Raw genomic sequence first — 20,182 nt, 5'->3', positions numbered from 1 at the left:
ATATGGATTTACATATGATAATGTCTCGAGTTCATAGTACATTTTCAAATAATGGCGGACGTGACCAAATTATAAATGTTGTTATGCAACTTGAAAAAGCAGCCTCAGCTTTAACGAGTGATATTAGAAGGTTAGAAAGCAGTATCGATAGCAACCTGCAAGGGAAAACACGTGATGCCTTTATTGATCGAATTCGTCAACTTGAAAAAAAGAGACAAAAAATCGAAGAGAAAATCGTAGTATTAAAAGGGACGGTAAATTAATATGAAAGACTATATGGAAAAAGTATTGCCTTTAGGGAGCGTAGTGAGAGTAAGTTTTGCGGAAGAGGAAGACGCAGATTATGTAATTACTACAAGGGGCCTTTTGTTAGATGATAATACTTTCTATGATTATGGAGGAGTATTATATCCAGTAGGCTTGACAGCAGAAACATATAAACTATTTAATCACTCTGATATTGTAGAAGTGAAATTTGAAGGATATCGAAATAAAATTGAAAGTCAATTTGCGGCTAAGTTTAAAATATGGCGGAATGAGTTTGTTGAAAAGGTAATAGAGAAAAATAAAAGAAAGCAACAAGATCAAGCGGTAGAAACGCAAGAGTAGCAATAAATAAGTAAGAAGGAAAAGCTTTCCTCTTCCTGTATGGAAAGAGGAAAGCTTTTTTAAATTGTGGGAAAAGATGGCTTTGAATTTGCTACGTAACTAGGGAGCATTTCTTACATAAGGAAGAACTATATAATGAAAATTTTGACATATATTTAACCAACAAGGATGGAACAAGATATACACTCTGGGTATCACCAGAAGAAATCAAAAATAGTAATAGCACCGAAGAATTTCTAAAAGAATGATATCCTAAGGAATAAACCTAGAACACTATTAGCGGGCATCATTGCCATGCTATTTCAATATTAAATACGTAATTAAAGAAGCATTTTTGAGAATAGGCGAAGTGTATGACTACCAAAACGGAAGTGTTATGAAACTTAAAATGCAAGAGTAATGAACGAGGTGACGGTATGAAAGTGAAAAAGAAAGTTCAGGGGATGATAGTGATGACGATAGTAGCGGGTTTATTAGGCGGGTGCAGTTTATTTGAAACAAAAATTCAATATGAACCATTTGTAAAGGCGTTGGATGAAGGAGATATGAAAACGGTTATGTCTGCGAGTGATGATGGATATGCGCATGTGACTCAACGAGATATATACAGTAGGTACGAAGAAAAAGAAGATGGGGAGCACAAGAAAACAATTTATCAAACTACAGAAGGTGTATATAATACGGAGGATAAAAGTTTATATGGAAAGACAACCCAAAAAATCACCACTGACATAAAAAATGAGAAAAACATTGGTGATAATACAAATTATAAAGAGGAAGTTGTTTATAATACAAATATTAAGTATAAAAATGGACAGGTACAAAGTCCAGATTCTACTCTTGATGTTTCATATGTGAACTTACTTGTAGATCGTTTAAAAGGAATAGGGAAACTAAAGATGAAACCTGGGGATAATATAAAAAAATTTGATCAGCCGAATACAGTTGGATATAGCTTAACGGAATCAGAGTTTCAAACTATTATCAATGATAAGCTAAACATAGAATATGATGAATATGGTAGAGCGTCCATTGTGATTGATCTTGGTTCTGTAAATGGTTCCATGCAGATATTGGAAGTGAGCGTTGTTATGAATTATAAGAAGAATGAAGGAGGAAAGTTAGTACAATATATATTGCAGATGCACACATACTTTAATAGTAAAAAAGATAATAATCAGGAGGCGAAAAAAGAATATGTAAATTATCAAGCACGGTACAAAAAATAATAAATAATTAAGAAAGGAGATAGCCTAGTATGCAGAATATTGTGCTTTTATTACGCTTAAAAAAACTTGACACGGAGCCTCTGCGGACATGATTCATACGCCAAGCTACCAAATTCCTAAAGGAAGTTGGCGCTTACCCGTAAGGTTATCATGCCCGCCTCTCCGTATAAAGTTTTTTAGAGGGAACACCCAATTTTGTACCCTCTACTTTGGGTTGCCTAAAATATTGTTTTAACCCGAAATATGGGGAAAGGACTTGAAAGTTTCGTTCATATCAGTGAATATGACGTCGCAAGCATAGAAATGTATGAGAAAGCTAGCGGTAAACAAATACCGAATATCATCGTTGCAATCGATAATTACGATGCAGTGAAAGAAGCTAAATTTTATGAGGAATTTGAAATGCTAATTATGCAAATCGTCCGAGAAGGAGCTAGTCTAGGAATTCATACCTTAATTAGTGCAGGACGACAAAGTGCACTGCGTATTCAACTATACAACAACATTAAACTGCAAATATGTCTATATATGATTGACCAAAGTGAAATCTCAGGCATTGTAGGCCGATCTGATTTGAAAGTAGAAGAAATAGCAGGACGAGCAATTATAAAACTAGATTCACCGACATTATTCCAGTCGGCATTACCAACAAAAGCAGAAGACGAATTAGAGCAAATTCAATTACTGCAGCAAGAAGCAAGTGAAATGGATCAAGAATGGGGGGGGAGAACGTCCGAAGGCAATTCCAATGATGCCAGAAGTTATTGATCTTCTCGCATATCGTAAAAACAAGGACGTTGCCAAAACATTACAAGCAGGACAAGTTCCACTTGGGCTTGACTTCACAAATATAGAAGTTGTTGCGCACGATATTGCAGTTAACGATCATTTAATGATTTACAGCGCAGATGATAATATGAGAAAACAAGTCGTATCAAGTATACTTTCTCAAATGAATAAAGACTATTTTGATAGTTTAACATTAGTAGATACAGCTGAGTATAGCTTCGTTCAATATAAAGACAATGTGATGCATTACATCGTAGAAGAAAATGAAATAAACGTTCATGTGAATTAAATACGTAAGTAACGAAGCACCTTTAGGAAAAGACGAAGTCTATTACTACCAAAAAGGAAGCATTATAAAACTCGAAATGCCAAGAGTAATGAACGAGGTGACGGTATGAAAGTGAAAAAGAAAGTTCAGGGGATGATTATTATGACGATAGTTGCGGGTTTATTAGGCGGGTGCAGTTTATTTGAAACAAAAATTGAATATGAACCATTTGTAAAGGCGTTGGATGAAGGAGATATGAAGACGGTTATGTCTGCGAGTGATGATGGGTATGCATATGTGACCCAAAGAGGTATATACAGTATGTACGAGGAAAAAGAGGATGGAAAGCACATTAAAACAATCCGTCAAACTACGGAAGGCGTATATAATACGAAAGATAAAAGTTTATATGGAGATACCACTCAAACAATTGCTACTGACATAGAGAATAAAAAGGAAAAAGGAACAAACGAAAATTATAAAAAAGAAATTGTCTATAGTACAAATATTATGTATGAAAATGGGCAGGTACAGAGTGCAGATTCTAATCTTGATGTTTCATACGTTAATTTAATTGTGGATCGTTTGAAAGGAATAGGGAAACTAAAGATGAAGCCAGGCGATGATATCAAAAAATTTGATCAGCCTAATACAGTTGGATATAGCTTAACTGAATCAGAATTTCAAAGTGTTATTAATGACAAATTAAAAATACAATATGATGAATATCGTGGGGCGACAATTGTACTTCATCTTGACGCAGCAAAAAATCCAATGCAGATACTGCAAGTAAGTATTGATGTAGACTACAAGAAAAAGAACGATGAGGGGAATTTAGTAAGATATGCGTTACAGATACACACATACTTTAATGGAAAACAAGATAACAATCAAGATGCCAAAAAAGAATACGTAGATTATAAAGCACAGTACAAAAAATAATTAAGAAAGGAGATAGCCTAGTATGGAGAATAATGTGGGACAGGAACAGGATAAAGATTTAAAGGTAGCTTCTGATTGGGGGAAATTGGAGCTAGCTGGTAAGGATATATATGACTATAAAGCGGGGAAACCTCCGTATAATAAATTAACCGAAGAAGAAAATATAGATAAATTACAAGCGAATTTTAATGCAGAGCTTATGTATCATGAAGTAGATGAAAAGACAGGATTTGCAGCATATGCTTTTAAAGATAAGACCACAGGAGAAATTGTAATAACATATGTAGGAACAGAAGATGGAACGGATGCAATAACAGATGCTGAAATTGGTGTTCACAATATAACGAATGCAAATAAAATAGTATTGGGTAATGTTTGGAACCATGATTTTATGGTAAAACAGTATGATCAAGGGGATAGTTTTTATATGAGGATGAGACATGAAAATCCTTCTGCGAAAATTAGTGTAACGGGACATTCATTAGGTGGTGGTATAGCTGACGCGGTAGCATTAAGACACCAAGAAGATAATATTGAAGCGTTAACATTAAATCCAGCTCCTGTTCTAGATCGAGATGTTGAAAAATTTGGTGACGGATTTGATATGAAGAATATTAGGAATATTATTAATGAAAATGATCCGTTACACATTGGAATAAACGTTGGTGATTTTACCACTCCTGGAAGAATGTATAAAATTCCCAATGGCGCTGGACATTCGTATGCTTTTACAAAAGATGATTATGATAAAAGTGGTCATTTAGTATGGACGGATAAATATCCGTGGATTACGAGAAAAAAATGATCAGGGAAAGATGGTAACACATATTCAACAAATATTAGTAGGGTTTGATGATAAAGAAGAAAATACGCGAAATGCAAAAACAAAATATCTAGAATATAAAAATCAATTCAATAGTAGTAAATAATTAGAAAGGAGTTGAGGTTAATAATGGAGCGTTATAATCTATCTTCTGACGAAGGGAAATTACAATTTTAAAGTTTCAAAAGTTACAAACACTTGTCGTATTATTATATGCATTTCAAATGGCAACAATATTATTCACAGCTTTAATTGTGTCTGAAATGGCCAGTAATACAATTGATCGGATTACATTAATATATACGGGTTTATTATTTTTAGGAGCAGTAATTGTTCATATTGTGACAACGATTGATACTTTTAAACAAGCGAGTGAAGGTGCGTTTAGTATGGATGAAAGATCCACTTCATTTTTTAGTAAAAAAAAGGGGAATGTGATAACTGGGGGGGGCAATATATGCACTAATTCTTCTTATTTTAATTTATTTTCATAATGATTATACGTTAGATACTTTTAGTGGGTATATAATAGGAGCTATTTTAATGTATGCAGTAGCAATCGGTGCAGCTGAATTTCAACTATTAGTCTATTGCAGATTTAAATTTAAATCATTTAACATAACGTGGGAAGAAAATGAGAGAGCGTGTAAGAGATTTCGAAAACACAATAAAAAAATAAATTGAAAAATAGATAATACAGGAAATGAATCTATATTAGAACACAAGTTGTTAGTTTGTAGGTATTACATGAAAAATTTGATGTTTTTATTCAAATCTGTAAGAAATAAAGAAAGAAGGGGTATTAGGGGGTATATGAAAAGAATGAAAAAGGTAATGTTATTAGTGGTATGTTTCTTATTTTTGATTGGCTGTAATTATGAAAATGAAGATCAGGTAAAAAAATACATAAAAGAAAAACATGGAATTGATGTTGTTGTAACAGAGTGGGGCGGTATACATGAAGGAAATATGGGACATACATATCATACTGTTCAAGCAAAAAACAACAAAAATATGCAATTTCGAGTAGAGGTAGATGGCTTCTTCTATTCAACAATAAAAGGTGATGAATACCAATACGGAAAAAATACATATGAGGAATATAAGAAATTTAAACCAATTTTAAAAGAAATTAAAAAATTAGGATACGAGGAATTTGAAAAAGAAAGTGTTCTTCAGTATATAGTTGATTATGATGAAGAAAAACCAACTGATGAGTTGTTATTAACTTTAAAAACGAGTAACGAGATTGATTATAGTCAATTTGAATCAGCAGAATTAGATCGTTTATATGCTTTATTCCAACTTATTCAGAAGAGTAATAGAAAGATAACAGAACTTGAGATTAAGGATCATAATGGTAAATCTATAGGTCTCCCTTTTAAAAATGTACAAAAAGTTATAACAAAAGAAGAGCTGTTACTAACAATGAAAAACACTTTAGACAGTTATTGGACATATTTGATTCAAACTCAAACAAAAGTAGGAGACAGGTTAAAAGAATTTCAAAACGACCGTTTTGCAATTGAAGATATTACTTGTCCACATCCGAAAGACGGAGAATGTCCGAAGTATAAAGTGACTGTAGTTATTAATACCAATGGCATGGAATTTAAAAACAATCCCCCTTTAATTGAGGATCTGATAAAGGTGACCACTATCCTTAAAGAGGAACTATATAATAAAAAATTTGACATATATTTAACCAACAAGGATGGGTCAAGATATAAAGCCTGGTTATCATCAGAAGAAATCAAAAAAGGTAATAACATCGAAGAACTTGTAAAAGAACGGTATCCTGAGAAATAAATTTAAAGCACTTTTTACGTTTATGAGTTGATATGAAAGCATGATATAAATTCGTAAGATGTTTCATATGTGAATTTACTTGTAGATCGTTTAAAGGGAATAGGGAAACTAAAGATGAAACCAGGTGATGATATAAAAAAATTTGATCAGCCGAATACAGTTGGATATAGCTTAACGGAATCAGAGTTTCAAACTATTATTAATGATAAGCTAAACATACAATATGATGAATATGATGGGGCGACAATTGTACTTCATCTTGGCTCCGCAAATGGTCCAATGCAGATTCTACAAGTAAGTATTGATATAGATTACAAGAAAAAGAATGATGAGGGAAAGTTAGTAGAATATATATTTCAGATAAAAACATACTTTAATAAAAAACAAGATAACAATCAAGACGCGAAAAAAGAATATGTAGGTTATAAAGCACAGTACAAAAAATAATAAATGATTAGGAGGGAGTAATATGAGTAAGGAAGGATTATGAAATTTAAGATGCCAAGAAAAAGTTTATCTGTGAAATGGTTGGTCCTTAGTAAAAAGACAGAGCCTCTCCACCTCAAATCTGTGTAGAGGGAAAAGGAGAGATATAGCCAGGGGGATTTCGTTATTATCGATACATTGTCCACGTTCCAATGTCTTGAAATCCTAACCGTTTATAAATCCTCCCGGCAGCTGGGTTATTATAGAACAAGCAAAGTGTTCTTTCTTCTTTCTTAAAATCTTGAATCATTTTTTGTAAAATGTAGGAAGCGTATCCTTTGCCGCGATAATCCGGATGTGTACATACTCCAACGATCATTGCAGATAAAGAATTTTCGGCTGATGTAGAAGCGGAAGAGACCATTTCTCCATTTTCTTCAATGTAATATGTACGTCCTGTATTTGTTTCGAGTGATTGTCGTAATATTTTTTCAGATTGCTTCGACTGTGGAAATTCTTCAATATTGTTTCGAAGATGCATAATGCGCTCGACATCCTCTAATGTTGCTTGTTTAATTGCCGTATGAATCATCGTTTTTGGCAAGGCAGTATCATCTTTACATTCACAAAAATATGTTTTATTTTTTGTTCCAAGATGTATACCATGTACATCTTCAAGTTTTTCTACAATGTCTGATTTACCAGAGATTTTAAGTGGTTTGTGAGGAGAGAGAATAACCTCATAGTCCGCAATAGAAAAGTTGCCCTTTCCATATAGGATAAATGAATCATGAAAGCGTAGTAATACAGACTGCAACATTTTATTTTCTGTAAAGTACCCCCATAATTCTTGAAAGTCTGCATCGTATCCAAATGCTTCAATATCACCAAGGATAAATAGGTTAATGGATATTTCCTCTTTTAGAAATGCAAGAACCTGTTCATGATCACGCTTTGTTAATTTCCGTATCATTATAATTCCCTCTTTTTCTTTTTTCTAAATATTATTACTTATTAGTTTTAAATGCAATATGAAAATTTATGTTTAGTTCATGAAGTTTCGGAAAAACTAGGAAAGATATGACAAAGGAGGTTATGAACGGTGGAACATCCAATTCAAGGATTGATGAAAGCGGCAATGGAAAATTTAAAGGAAATGGTCGATGTTAATACAATTGTTGGAGAACCTGTTCAAACGGCTGACGGTGGTGTTGTATTAACAGTATCCAAAGTAGCGTTTGGTTTTGGAGCAGGAGGGTCTGACTTCCAAACTCATGATGGGCCGAAAACAAGCGGTAATGCTGCATTTGGTGGCGGAAGCGCAGGGGGTGTTTCTATTACACCAGTAGCGTTTCTTGTTGTGAATAAGGACGGTGTGAATATTCTTCACTTACAAAATGCGACGCATTTAGCTGAAAAAGTAATAGAACTGGCCCCGCAAACCATTGATAAAATCCAGTCTATTTTTCAAAAAAATGAAAAACAGACTGAGCCGCATCGCCCGCAAAATCCAGATGAAATTGCGTAAAAAAGCCTGTTTTTTAACAGGTTTTTTTAATTGTAATCACTATGTAATAAAACTTACGAAATTGTAAATAGTTTTTGAAGTTTTTTCTATGTTTCTAAAATTTTTCATGATAAAATATGCTATAGAATTGAAACATATAAAACGAAGGTGGCTAGGTGCTTTGTCTGGAGGATCTGACCAAGTAAAGAATATGATATATATTAATGGTAATCGTCGAGGTCATTGTTTTATTACTTCTGGAATTACATTTGAAGAGTTTGCAAATAATATCCCTTCACCTCTTCATCAAGTATTGCTTTTGAAGCATAATTTTGAGTGGACTGATTTTCATTATCATACTTTATTTGAATATGTTGAAGAAGACAATATACATAAGTTAATAAAAGCTGAAATTGATGAGTTTGATGAGTTTTGTTGGGTGGATTTTGATGATGCAAACGATTTAGATGAGTTAGAGCCGAAAGAAATTGCGGAGCTTCTATACTTGGCTCATAAGAAAGAGCCGCTTGGAAGAGCGTTCTTCCCATTGCTCAAAAATCGGTTTGTGTATTTTTCACATGATGATGGTTGGTATAACAAAGTATATTACCGTAGAATATCCGATTTTGTAGGGATGCTGAGCAAGGTGATTCCGTATAAGTTCGGTTCTTTTGGAAAGAAACGGTTTCCGTTCTTTCAGAAATCAAAAATTTTCCCAGCTATTTCAAAAGAAGTGATTCTTGAACTGATTCCGCTCATGGAAGACGGATTGTATATTGATTTGGGTGGAAAGATCGAGTCAAGAAGAGGGTTAGAGATTCCTGTATATGTAATTGGTTCGTATGAAAGTACGGACGAGATAGTGGATAACATTGAGGAATTAAAAGGAAAGGCAACGGAAACGGGTTGGCTTATTTTTGATAAGAAAGAACAAGAATGGCAATGGATTGCGGACTAAGAAAAACTTGACGGGATTGGTCAAGTTTTTCTTCTGTTTTGAAAGGAGAGCAAATGAAGAAATATTATACGATTGTAGGCATTGCGAGTCTTATTCTTATTGCGGTATTACTCTTAACTTGTCCGAAAGAAGCTGATTTTCGCTTATATATACAGGATAAGTATGGTTTAAACTGCCATCAAGATGACTTTACATGTATACAAAAGGTAGGAAAACAAGAAGAAAAAATGCAATTTGTAAGCACGGATACACGAAATGGTGTATTCTTTCTAACAATAAAACAAAAATTCGAAACAGAGGCAGGCAAAAAGAAAGAATATAGCGGATTTGGTATATTTGGTACATTTTTGTTTGTTTCAGAAAAGACTTTCTCGTGATAGAAGGTCTTTTTTTTATCTTTCTGTTCATATAGATAAAGTAAGACAAGCATAGGAGGGGTATGAATGAAGAAGGTATGTATTGTTTGCGGAGGAGAGGATTTTTTTACATCTACATTATATGCTCGAACAAAACAAGACTGGGCGTATGCGCCGAATATGTATCGGTTTGAGAAAGTCTTTATAGAACAGCGAGATGAGGAGAATTATCCTGTATTTCAAGAAATTATCGCAAAACACTGCTGTGCATGTGGACATATTATGTTATATCATGAGTGAACACACCAAGTGAAACTTGGTGTGTTTTTTATAATGCTGACAAAACGAACGGATATAACAAAGTAAACAAGACAGAAAAACTACCAAACCCAATCGCTGTATATCCGAGAGTTTTCGCTCCGAAGTTAACAGCTACCAAACCAATTAAAATAGAAAGGGAACCGAGTGTAACAGGATAAAAGGCGATTGAAAATAAAGAAAGAAATAAAGCAACATAACCAATAATTGTACTTGTGTTACTTCCTTCCACTTCATTTGAGGTTTCTTTATGCCTTTTTCTTATAGGAAGGTGATGCGGTGCAATTTCAGCTGCATACTCTTCGTTTTTTTGACCACTTTTAAAGTGGTGTGTTCGTTTTCTTGGCATATACATCCCCCTCTTTCAATTGGGTGTATCTTTATTATTTTTCACAAAGAAGAGAACATGAATATGAGTTATATCCAAATGAAGAAAAAATTGGTGAATATAGAGCCTGTTGCTATCATGTCCAGCTCTTTGGAAGAATAAACAGGAATTAAGGAAAAATGTGTGGAAAGATAATGAATGAAAATAAAGGAAGGTAGGGGAAGGGATGACAAAGTTTAATTGGCATAAATCAGCAGAGAAACAATGGAATCGTAATGCAGAATCTTGGAATCGAAATAGTCAAGAAATGTGGGATCATGGTAGCCGTAGTACAATTATCCCATTTTTTGAAAAGTATGTAGAAAAAGGAGAGAAGGTTTTAGATATTGGTTGTGGTGATGGGTATGGTACATATAAATTAAGTATAGCAGGGTATAAAGTATGCGGAATTGATTTATCGGAGCAGATGATTCAAAAAGCAAAAGAACGAGGAGAAGGAGAGAATTTATCTTTTATAAAGGGAGATTTATTAGCATTGCCATTTGAAAATGAGCGTTTTTCAGCGATAGTAGCTATTAATTCTTTAGAATGGACAGAAGATCCATTGCAGTCATTGCATGAGATTAAGCGTATTTTATATAGTGGTGGATATGCTTGCATAGCACTTTTAGGACCAACAGCAAAACCGCGTGAAAATAGCTATCCCCGTTTATACGGTGAAAATGTTGTTTGTAATACGATGATGCCGTGGGAATTTGAAAAATTAGCGAAGGAACAAGGGTTCCAAGTCGTGGATGGCATGGGTGTTTATAAGCGGGGAGTAAATGAAAAAATGCTTGAGCAATTATCTGTAGAACTACGGCAAGCATTAACTTTTTTGTGGGTATTTATGTTGAAGAAATAACATCTAAAGAAAGGCATACGTTTTAGGAGGGAAATGAGTGCAGAAAATACAAAAAACTGATACAATATGGTCAGAACCAATTAAAGGGGGACTAGGGTATATGACAACTACTACAACAGTTAAATCTGATATTGAGATTGCACAAGAAGCTCGTATGAAAAAGATTCAAGACATTGCAGCTGAATTAGACATTTTAGAAGAAGAACTGGAACCTTACGGTCATTATAAAGGAAAATTATCCCTCGATATTTTTAAGCGCTTACAAACAAAAACAGAAGGAAAAGTTGTTTTAGTAACAGCAATTAACCCAACTCCAGCAGGGGAAGGGAAATCAACGGTTACAGTTGGCTTAGGGCAAGCGTTTCATAAGATTGGTAAAAAGGCAGTCATCGCTCTTCGTGAACCATCCCTTGGGCCGACGATGGGTTTAAAAGGTGGTGCAGCAGGCGGAGGCTATTCGCAAGTTGTGCCAATGGAAGATATTAACCTTCATTTTACAGGCGATATTCATGCGATTACAACAGCGAATAATGCATTAGCGGCATTTATCGATAACCACATCCAACAAGGAAACGCACTTCAAATTGATACGCGTAAAATTGTTTGGAAACGTTGCGTTGATTTAAATGATCGCGCTCTTCGAAATGTTGTAATTGGCCTTGGTGGACCAGTTCAAGGTGTACCGCGCGAAGATGGATTTGATATTACAGTAGCATCTGAGATTATGGCTGTATTCTGCCTTGCAACGGATATTCAAGATTTAAAAGCACGTTTATCTCGCATTGTAGTGGCTTATAATTTTGAAAACCAACCAGTTACAGTGAAAGATTTAGGTGTAGAAGGTGCGTTAACGCTTTTATTAAAAGATGCATTAAAACCAAACTTAGTACAAACATTAGAAAATACGCCCGCTATTATTCATGGTGGTCCATTTGCGAATATCGCTCATGGTTGTAACAGTGTAATCGCAACAACAATGGCTGCGAAATTAGGCGACTATGTTATTACAGAGGCTGGCTTTGGTGCAGATTTAGGTGCTGAGAAGTTTCTTGATATTAAAGCGCGTGCGGCAGGAATTAAACCGGAAGCGGTTGTTATTGTTGCAACAATTCGTGCGCTAAAAATGCATGGCGGTGTAGCGAAAGATCAGCTAAAAGAAGAAAATGTAGATGCATTGGCAAAAGGAATGGAAAACTTACAAAAACACGTTGAAACGATTCAAAGCTTTGGAGTTCCATTCGTTATTGCAATTAATAAATTTATTACAGATACAGATGCCGAAGTAGCATATTTACAAAAATGGTGTAACGAACGTGGCTACGAAGTATCCTTAACAGAAGTTTGGGAGAAAGGTGGTCAAGGTGGTGTAGATCTTGCCGAGAAAGTATTGAAAGTAATTGAAAAAGGTGAAAATAAATACGCACCACTGTATGATTTAAACGCATCATTAGAAGAAAAAATTCGTACAATTGCTCAAAAAGTGTACGGCGCAAAAGATATTGAATTTGCTCCGAAAGCACGTAAGCAGTTAGCACAATTTGAAGGAGAAGGTTGGGGGAACTTGCCGGTATGCATGGCGAAAACACAATATTCTCTTTCTGACGATGCAACAAAATTGGGACGTCCATCTGACTTTATTGTGACAATTCGTGAACTAAAACCATCTATTGGTGCAGGGTTTATCGTTGCGTTAACAGGAACAATGTTAACAATGCCAGGCCTTCCAAAACAACCTGCTGCGCTTCAAATGGATGTAAATGAAGATGGTAAAGCAGTCGGTTTATTCTAAAAGGTTGTAATTCATCTCATTTATCTGTAAACTATATATACATCAAATGGCGCCTTTCGATGGAAAGGCGCCTGTTTTTTGGAGGAAATTATGTTTGATCCAACTGCTTTTGAAAATTTAAAAGTAATCGTAGAGGGAGCTATTTATGATTTCGATTTACACGGAGATATTCTTGTTACGAATCGAAAAGATATGATGGATCTTGCATCATTACGTCGTATATACAATATTTCATTTCAATTAACAGAACGATTAGAACATGCGGTTGAAGCAACGTTTTCGCTATCTGTTGATGCAAAGAATTTGTCTGGTGAAATATTAGAAGTCCCGCAATTTATACCGGGATGCGAAATGAAACTAGCATTTTCATTTCCGGTAGAACAACCAGAAGTAATGTGTCCTAAAACAGAAACACTATTACAGTCGATATGGGGAAAAGAACGAATGATTGTGCAAACAATTTCATACGAATATAATAAGCAAGCGACTTCATATTATAATAAGACAGAAGTTCTATTTCAAAAAGCGATTACAGAAGACCATGTTGATGATTTAATAGCTGTTGTTTCTCACATGATAGAAACAGTGCGAGAAATACAGCATTTTCTTCAAAAATAGAGATAAAGGAGAAAAACGAATGATAAAAGATATGCAACCATTTTTACAACAAGCTTGGGAGAAGGCGGGTTTTAAAGAGTGTACTGAAATTCAAGCACAAGCAATTCCAACGATTTTAGACGGACAAGACGTTATTGCTGAATCTCCAACAGGAACAGGAAAAACATTAGCGTATTTATTACCCCTTTTACATAAGATTAATCCAGAAGTAAAACAGCCACAAGTTGTGATTTTAGCGCCAACACGCGAACTTGTTATGCAAATTCATGCAGAAGTTCAAAAGTTTACAGCGGGAACGGAGATTTCCGGTGCATCTTTAATTGGCGGTGCTGATATAAAGCGACAAGTAGAGAAATTGAAGAAACATCCGAAAGTAATTGTCGGTTCACCTGGACGTATTTTAGAATTAATTCGCATGAAAAAATTAAAAATGCACGAAGTGAAAACAATTGTATTTGATGAGTTTGATCAAATCGTAAAACAAAAGATGATAGATACGATATTTGATGTCATCAAATCAACAATGCGTGACCGCCAATTAGTATTCTTCTCGGCAACAATGACAAAAGAGGCGGAAGAGGTAGCACGTGATTTTGCTGTGCAACCACAATTCATATGCGTGAAACGTGCAGAAACAAAAAGCTTAGTAGAGCATATGTATATCGTTTGTGAGCGCCGTGAGAAAAATGAGTATGTAAGAAGAATTATGCATACAGGTCAAGTGAAAGCGGTAGCATTCTTAAACGATCCGTACCGCTTAGATGAAATTGCAGAGAAATTAAAGTATCGCAAAATGAAAGCAGCAGCTCTTCATGCAGAAGCAAGTAAACAAGAACGAGAAGCAACAATGCGTGCATTCCGCAGCGGGAAACTAGAAATTTTACTTGCGACAGACGTAGCGGCTCGTGGGTTGGATATTAACGACTTAACACATGTCATTCATTTGGAACTACCAGATACGTTAGACCAATACATTCACCGTTCAGGGCGTACAGGACGTATGGGGAAAGAAGGAACCGTTATTTCTCTTGTCACACCACAGGAAGAACGTAAATTACTGCAATTTGCGAACAAATTAGGCATCGTGTTTAAGAAACAAGAAATTTTTAAAGGCACATTCGTAGAGTCGAAGCCGAAAGCACCAAAGAAAAAGAAACCTGCATTTACTGGGAAAAGAAAACCGAGATAAGGGAAAGAAGACATGGCTATAAATTACTATTAGCCATGTCTTTTTTTGATGTCAGAAAAATTCCGTATATCTAAATCGCCTTAACCGCTCCTTATAAGTTCATATTTTTTTATTATAAAAGAAAAAGGCAGAAAATGAAAAATCATTTTCTACCCTTATGTAATGCTATTATTTTGAGTGGTTTTTACTGATTGACATAATGAAGAATCCAACGATTCCTCCAACAAGTGGAAGTGTAATCATACCAGCTAAAGTAAAGTATTTACTTAAAAATAGTCCGTTTACATCCATTACCCAGCCAGCGACAAATAATAACATCATATATAGTACGAAATAAAACTCACGATTGGAAAGCATTTTATGTTGTGCAGTTTTCATTATCAACACCATCCTTTTATGATTTATAATGGAATTGAAAATGTCACAATTTAGAATGTAAACTGTCACATTTTGTTCACAATTTAATTGTAAAACTTTCCAAAGAAAATGTCTAGTATTTTGTGTCGAATTTTTGAACAAAATTAAAGCGTTCTCATTAGAGGGGAACAAAATACATATGATGGAATGAACTTGAGAGAAGAGAAAGGAGTGTAATTAGATGACTGTTTATCATTTTTCTGTTAAAACAATGACTGGAGAAGAGAGGTCGCTCCGAGATTATGAGGGAAAGGTACTTTTAATTGTAAATGTTGCTAGTAAATGTGGGTTTACACCACAGTATAAAGGGTTACAATCTTTATATGAGAAGTATAAAGAGCAAGGATTTGAAATTTTAGGATTTCCATGTAACCAATTTGGAGGACAAGAACCAGGAGAAGAAGAGGAGATTTTAAATTTTTGTGAAATGAATTATGAGGTAACCTTCCCATTGTTTGCAAAGATTGATGTGAAAGGTAAACATGCTCATCCACTATATCAATATATAACAAAACAAGCGCCAGGCATATTGGGAATAAAAGCTGTAAAATGGAATTTTACAAAGTTTTTAATTGGTCGTGATGGAATAGTAATGAATCGTTTTGCTCCGCAAATAAAGCCAGAAGAATTAGAGAAAGCAATTGAAACACTTCTGCTCTAAAAATCACAAGTCACTACTTTGGTCACTTCCGTTAAACAGCTCATTCAATTTTTTTGCTACCAATTTTTGAATACTTAGTAGGATGTAACGGTATGATATTTATTATAGGAAAGATGAATTGTAAAAATATGTTTTTTTGAAGAAAGAGCACTTTGTGTATAGTTGCTCTTTTTATTTTTCATTTAATAGGAACATGTTTTTTCGCTATGATACAATTGTATTAATTTATCGTGCTGATACTAAATATAGAAAGGAGCATCAAAAAGTGAGCTTCCTAGATGAATTTGCAAGAGGAGTTAAAGAGTATTTAGAAAACGAGAAGAGTGAAAAAATGATTAAGGATGGGCATAGAGATGTGATCTTTCGATATTTATATCAACTAGAAATTAAAATAGGGGTTGTAAGAAATCCCGATTTTTCTTTTTTTACATCGGGTTTACGTTCGCATATAGTAGTGGAAAATATCGAATTTAAAACGGAAGTGAATACTGAACATAATATAATTGAAATTACAAAAATTGTTGATAAAGTAGCTACTTCTCTTGATACAATTATTGTACAAGATGGAGAATTATTTGCTTTAGGTCGTAATGAAAAATTTACAACAAGGATCTTAGAAGACTATTTACGGGAAGTATTTAGTGAAAAGTTAGGATTATCATTAAACGAATGATTCGGCGTACTCAAATAAGACTTCAATATAATTTGTTTTTAAGCAGCCTATTGAAGTGAATTTTGATATAACGATATGTGTTCCCAGTACTTTTGATAGGTCTTCTAACTTTCATGAGGACATGAAAAAACAGTCACCCTTTGATATATGAAAGGGTGACTGTCATAACCTTAACTTAATGATTACAGCTCTGAATTGGGCTTTTTCATTCCTAGTACTTTATAATTTTATTAAGTTAATATAAGTTAAATCTGTCAAAGAAGAATTTAGGTTCATAAGGGGGGAAGTGAAATTAATATTATTTTTAATGAAATTATTACAGTTAAAGGCGATATTACTTCGACTGGTGAAAAATATTGTGTTGAGGGAACAATTAAATAGACTGAGTAAAAGTTAATTAGATTAATGGAGAATTGATAAAACTTTATTTGTTTCATTTTTTACCACAATAAAAAAACTATTAATATGGTGAATTGGACCACTAATGTGAGACAGGAATAAAACACTTACGCTACCTGTTCCCTATACTCAATCGGGGACAGGTAGTTTCATTTTTTTAACGGTCAAATGAAGTTTTCAAAATACATCTTCAACTTTTTTTTAAATCCATTATCTGCTTTAGAGACAGAATATTCTGCATTCGTTTACAAAATAGACATTATACTTAAAATATATATATGCAATTATTCATATTTATATAAAAAATTCGAAAATAATTGTATATTTAAATTTGTAATTATATGTTTTATTTTACTCATATTGAAGGGGGAAAATGTATGAAAAAAACTGTTATTACATTGCTTGCTGCAGGAACAATGTTAGGTGCACCTTTTTCAACTGCGTTTGCAGAAGAACAAGCACTTCAAAAAGAAGCAATGGATAAAATGGAAATCCAACAAAAAAATTGGAATGAGGGACAAGGAAGTCCAGCATTTCTCTCAGGGGAATTATCTAATAAGAAGGTAGAAAGTCAAAAAGCAGTAAAAGAGTTTCTTGAAGAAAATAAAGAACTATTTAAAATCAATCCACAAACGGATCTAACACTTAAAGAAGTGAAGTCTGATGATTTAGGTATGAAACATTATGTTTATACAAGGTCTGTAAATAAGGTACCTGTTGATGGTGCACAATTCGTTGTTCATACAGATAAAGAGGGTAAGGTAACAACAGTAAATGGAGATATTCACCCAGCTGCTGAAGAGAACCTAAAAGGGGATACAAAAGCAAAAATCACAAAAGAAACAGCTCTTTCAAATGCTTGGAAACATATTAAACTTACAAAGAATGATACTTTAGTAAAAGTGGATGGAAATACGTTAGATCAAGTAAAAGAAAACTTAGAATCTACAAATGAAAAAGCAGACTTAGTTGTATATGAAAAAGACGGAACTTATTATCTAGCGTTTAAAGTACAACTGCAATTTATCAAACCTTACGGAGCGAACTGGCAGATTTATGTGAATGCGGAAGATGGAACAATTATAGATTCATATAACGCAGTTACAGATGCAGATAGTCCTCGAAAAGGATATGGATACGGAGTATTAGGTGATCGAAAAGAATTGAATACAACTTTTGACAGTGTAAAAGGGAAATACTATTTAAAGGATACGACAAAGCCTATGAATGGAGGGTATATTGAAACATTTACGGTAAATCATAGTAATGCAGATTACCCAGTTAACTATCGTTTATGGGATGATGATAATGCTTGGATAAATAAAGAACAAAGACCTGCGGTTGATGCTCATTATCATGCAGGAAAAGTCTATGATTACTATAAAAATGTTCATAATCGCAACAGTTTTGATGGAAAAGGAAAAACAATTCGTTCTGGTGTGAATTATGGAGTGAATGTAAATAATGCATTTTGGAATGGACAGCAAATGGTTTATGGAGATGGCGATGGGCGCGTATTCGCTCCTCTTTCTGGTTCTCTTGATGTTGTTGCGCACGAACTAACTCATGCTGTGACACAATATTCAGCTGATCTTCGTTATGTAAATCAATCCGGTGCATTAAATGAATCGTTCTCTGACGTATTTGGATATTTTGTGGATCCTGCAAACTGGGATTTAGGAGAAGCTGTATATACACCTGGTATTTCTGGAGATGCACTTCGTAGTTTATCAAACCCTGAGAAATATGGACAACCTTCTCATATGAGGGATTATCAATATCTTCCGGCAACTGAAGAAGGAGATAATGGTGGTGTGCATATTAATAGTGGTATCCCAAATAAGGCTGCATATTTGACAATTAATGCTATTGGTAAAGAGAAAGCAGAAAAAATCTATTATCGTGCGTTAACAACATATTTAACACCGACAAGTGACTTTAAACAAGCTCGTACAGCTTTACTACAATCTGCAGCTGATTATGATGGTTATGGTAGTGCAACATATAAAGCAGTAGAAACGGCTTGGAATCAAGTAGGAGTAAAATAGCCGAAAATCTATCTATGATATTTTAGTATTTATGTAATTTAAAGCATAAAAGGACCTATTTCTTGCTATATAAGTAGGTCCTTTTATAGATTAATGTATTTATTAATTTTTAATATATTCCGAAGTGTATATCAACTTGTTTTTTATATCAAAAATAATAATAAATTGCGGGTTATTTGACTAATAAGGGGGCACGTCAAACATCTATCAACTTAAGGTTACGTATGTATCATTTTCATCAAAAACAGCTATTCTTTCATGGGTACTCCATGAAAGAATGGCTGTTTTTATATCTTTAATGAATTTTACAAAAGGTACAGATTATGGTGCCGAAATGATTTTTTTAACCCGCTATTTTAGGGCAGTAAGACGCCCACCTCAAGATTCAGAGAGAAGCAAGGAAGATAGGTGGGAGTAGGGCTACTCGTAACAGCCCGATTGGTGAGGGCTCATAATCATGAGATCTTCAGATGTCTTTTCCTTTGCAATGTAATGTAGTTAAAAACAAGTTATTAAAACTAAAAAATAAGGAAGTGTCGCCTTCTAGTATAATCGATATTTTTTAGTAATCTTTGATAAAGTAGAATCTCAATATTCCTAAAAATTAAACAAATTTTTCTATAATTTGAATATATTTACATTTTTGTAAATTAAGTTATATTTAGGGTGTAAGTTATAAAATTATTAAAGGAGGAATTGTTATGTTTAAGAAATTAGTAGTTGGAGCTTTAGCGACAGGTATTGCATTAACAGGAGGAATTGGGGCTGCATCAGCAAGTACAACAACTACAGAAAATACTGTTAGTCCTAAAACTGAATTCAGTACATTAGATTCGATTTTTAAAAGGGATGAAATCAGATATGATAATAGATTTGCTAACTATTTTTATCAAAATGGAGTTCATTGGTACCTGAAAGGAATAGAGGTAAAACATGATAAAGAAGGTAAAGTTTATTACGTAGGACATTATGAGGGAAGAAAAGGATAATGAAGTTTTAAATAGAAAAGCCTCAATAAGGAGGCTTTTCTATTCACGTTGTTGAAAAAAGATCTTGTCAATGAAACTGTCACCTAAAATGTGACAGTTTCACTTTCTATTTCATCTGAAATTTGATAAGTTA

At 34.0% G+C, this 20,182-nt stretch carries 20 protein-coding genes and 4 pseudogenes; 21 read left to right on the top strand and 3 right to left on the bottom strand.

Going from position 1 to position 20,182, the window contains the following annotated elements; translation table 11 throughout:
* The first annotated feature begins 2 nt into the window (after positions 1–2).
* From MR056_RS08700 to MR056_RS08660, 9 genes and pseudogenes are all read left to right on the top strand, one after another.
* Positions 3–263 (top strand): hypothetical protein, encoded by a 261-nt coding sequence (locus tag MR056_RS08700; RefSeq protein ID WP_012094066.1) that lies wholly within the window; start codon positions 3–5, stop codon positions 261–263.
* A 1-nt stretch (position 264) separates the two neighbouring features.
* Positions 265–609: a DUF4176 domain-containing protein gene (locus MR056_RS08695; protein WP_087094841.1), complete on the top strand. Its 345-nt coding sequence runs from the start codon at positions 265–267 to the stop codon at positions 607–609.
* 443 nt (positions 610–1,052) lie between these two features.
* Positions 1,053–1,838 (top strand): DUF3952 domain-containing protein, encoded by a 786-nt coding sequence (locus tag MR056_RS08690; RefSeq protein ID WP_375293711.1) that lies wholly within the window; start codon positions 1,053–1,055, stop codon positions 1,836–1,838.
* Between the two features lie 273 nt (positions 1,839–2,111).
* Positions 2,112–3,025, top strand: a pseudogene (locus MR056_RS08685) (type VII secretion protein EssC); the annotation flags it as partial.
* Positions 3,022–3,837 (top strand): DUF3952 domain-containing protein, encoded by an 816-nt coding sequence (locus tag MR056_RS08680; protein WP_087098541.1) that lies wholly within the window; start codon positions 3,022–3,024, stop codon positions 3,835–3,837. The pseudogene MR056_RS08685 and the gene MR056_RS08680, both read left to right, overlap by 4 nt.
* 22 nt (positions 3,838–3,859) lie before the next feature.
* A pseudogene (locus tag MR056_RS08675) lies at positions 3,860–4,621 on the top strand (Tle-like phospholipase domain-containing protein); the annotation flags it as partial.
* A 215-nt stretch (positions 4,622–4,836) separates the two neighbouring features.
* Positions 4,837–5,344, top strand: a pseudogene (locus tag MR056_RS08670) (hypothetical protein); the annotation flags it as partial.
* A gap of 129 nt (positions 5,345–5,473) precedes the next feature.
* Positions 5,474–6,469 (top strand): hypothetical protein, encoded by a 996-nt coding sequence (locus tag MR056_RS08665; protein ID WP_087098545.1) that lies wholly within the window; start codon positions 5,474–5,476, stop codon positions 6,467–6,469.
* A gap of 57 nt (positions 6,470–6,526) precedes the next feature.
* Positions 6,527–6,916: pseudogene (locus MR056_RS08660) on the top strand (DUF3952 domain-containing protein); the annotation flags it as partial.
* 166 nt (positions 6,917–7,082) lie between these two features.
* On the opposite strand, the gene MR056_RS08655 reads toward MR056_RS08660, so the two are convergent.
* On the bottom strand, positions 7,083–7,868 hold the full coding sequence (locus MR056_RS08655) for a GNAT family N-acetyltransferase (RefSeq protein ID WP_012094071.1): 786 nt from the start codon (positions 7,866–7,868) through the stop codon (positions 7,083–7,085).
* A gap of 129 nt (positions 7,869–7,997) precedes the next feature.
* Here MR056_RS08655 and ytfJ point away from each other — a divergent pair, with 129 nt between their 5' ends.
* The 4 genes from ytfJ to MR056_RS08635 all read left to right on the top strand — a co-directional run bounded on the left by ytfJ (position 7,998) and on the right by MR056_RS08635 (position 10,016).
* On the top strand, positions 7,998–8,423 hold the full coding sequence (ytfJ, locus tag MR056_RS08650; RefSeq protein WP_012094072.1) for a GerW family sporulation protein: 426 nt from the start codon (positions 7,998–8,000) through the stop codon (positions 8,421–8,423).
* A gap of 160 nt (positions 8,424–8,583) precedes the next feature.
* Positions 8,584–9,360, top strand: coding sequence for a hypothetical protein (locus MR056_RS08645; protein WP_041809655.1), 777 nt, complete (start codon positions 8,584–8,586; stop codon positions 9,358–9,360).
* Positions 9,361–9,413: 53 nt separating this feature from the next.
* Positions 9,414–9,737 (top strand): hypothetical protein, encoded by a 324-nt coding sequence (locus MR056_RS08640; RefSeq protein ID WP_087098547.1) that lies wholly within the window; start codon positions 9,414–9,416, stop codon positions 9,735–9,737.
* Between the two features lie 66 nt (positions 9,738–9,803).
* Positions 9,804–10,016: a hypothetical protein gene (locus MR056_RS08635; protein WP_012094075.1), complete on the top strand. Its 213-nt coding sequence runs from the start codon at positions 9,804–9,806 to the stop codon at positions 10,014–10,016.
* 28 nt (positions 10,017–10,044) lie between these two features.
* On the opposite strand, the gene MR056_RS08630 is transcribed toward MR056_RS08635, so the two are convergent.
* Entirely contained in the window at positions 10,045–10,383 is a 339-nt protein-coding gene (locus tag MR056_RS08630; protein WP_012094076.1) for a hypothetical protein, read from the bottom strand.
* A 205-nt stretch (positions 10,384–10,588) separates the two neighbouring features.
* Here MR056_RS08630 and MR056_RS08625 point away from each other — a divergent pair, with 205 nt between their 5' ends.
* The 4 genes from MR056_RS08625 (at position 10,589) to MR056_RS08610 (ending at position 14,862) form a co-directional block, all read left to right on the top strand.
* On the top strand, positions 10,589–11,266 hold the full coding sequence (locus tag MR056_RS08625) for a class I SAM-dependent methyltransferase (protein WP_012094077.1): 678 nt from the start codon (positions 10,589–10,591) through the stop codon (positions 11,264–11,266).
* A gap of 100 nt (positions 11,267–11,366) precedes the next feature.
* Entirely contained in the window at positions 11,367–13,055 is a 1,689-nt protein-coding gene (locus tag MR056_RS08620; protein ID WP_041810338.1) for a formate--tetrahydrofolate ligase, read from the top strand.
* 90 nt (positions 13,056–13,145) lie between these two features.
* Positions 13,146–13,673: a hypothetical protein gene (locus tag MR056_RS08615; protein ID WP_012094079.1), complete on the top strand. Its 528-nt coding sequence runs from the start codon at positions 13,146–13,148 to the stop codon at positions 13,671–13,673.
* 19 nt (positions 13,674–13,692) lie between these two features.
* Positions 13,693–14,862 carry a DEAD/DEAH box helicase gene (locus MR056_RS08610; RefSeq protein ID WP_012094080.1) on the top strand — a complete coding sequence of 390 codons (1,170 nt, stop codon included), beginning with the start codon at positions 13,693–13,695 and terminating at the stop codon, positions 14,860–14,862.
* A gap of 168 nt (positions 14,863–15,030) precedes the next feature.
* Here MR056_RS08610 and MR056_RS08605 read toward each other — a convergent pair whose 3' ends face one another.
* On the bottom strand, positions 15,031–15,252 hold the full coding sequence (locus MR056_RS08605) for a DUF3925 family protein (RefSeq protein WP_176371929.1): 222 nt from the start codon (positions 15,250–15,252) through the stop codon (positions 15,031–15,033).
* A gap of 208 nt (positions 15,253–15,460) precedes the next feature.
* On the opposite strand from MR056_RS08605, the gene MR056_RS08600 reads away from it, so the two are divergent.
* The 4 genes from MR056_RS08600 (at position 15,461) to MR056_RS08585 (ending at position 20,049) form a co-directional block, all read left to right on the top strand.
* Positions 15,461–15,940: a glutathione peroxidase gene (locus tag MR056_RS08600; RefSeq protein WP_012094082.1), complete on the top strand. Its 480-nt coding sequence runs from the start codon at positions 15,461–15,463 to the stop codon at positions 15,938–15,940.
* A gap of 265 nt (positions 15,941–16,205) precedes the next feature.
* The gene (locus MR056_RS08595; protein WP_041810341.1) at positions 16,206–16,613 is read left to right on the top strand and encodes a DUF3942 family protein; all 408 of its coding nucleotides are present in this window, start codon (positions 16,206–16,208) and stop codon (positions 16,611–16,613) included.
* A 776-nt stretch (positions 16,614–17,389) separates the two neighbouring features.
* Complete coding sequence (locus tag MR056_RS08590; protein WP_012094084.1) at positions 17,390–19,060, top strand: M4 family metallopeptidase; 1,671 nt, start codon at positions 17,390–17,392, stop codon at positions 19,058–19,060.
* 701 nt (positions 19,061–19,761) lie between these two features.
* Positions 19,762–20,049, top strand: coding sequence for an LCI fold-containing protein (locus MR056_RS08585; RefSeq protein WP_012094085.1), 288 nt, complete (start codon positions 19,762–19,764; stop codon positions 20,047–20,049).
* Positions 20,050–20,182: the final 133 nt, after the last annotated feature.

The sequence above is a fragment of the Bacillus cereus group sp. BfR-BA-01360 genome (genome assembly GCF_022663595.1).
GTDB classification, from domain to species: Bacteria; Bacillota; Bacilli; order Bacillales; family Bacillaceae_G; genus Bacillus_A; species Bacillus_A cytotoxicus.
Note: the sequence above shows the minus strand (reverse complement) of the source record. Positions and strands in the feature narration are given on the sequence as shown.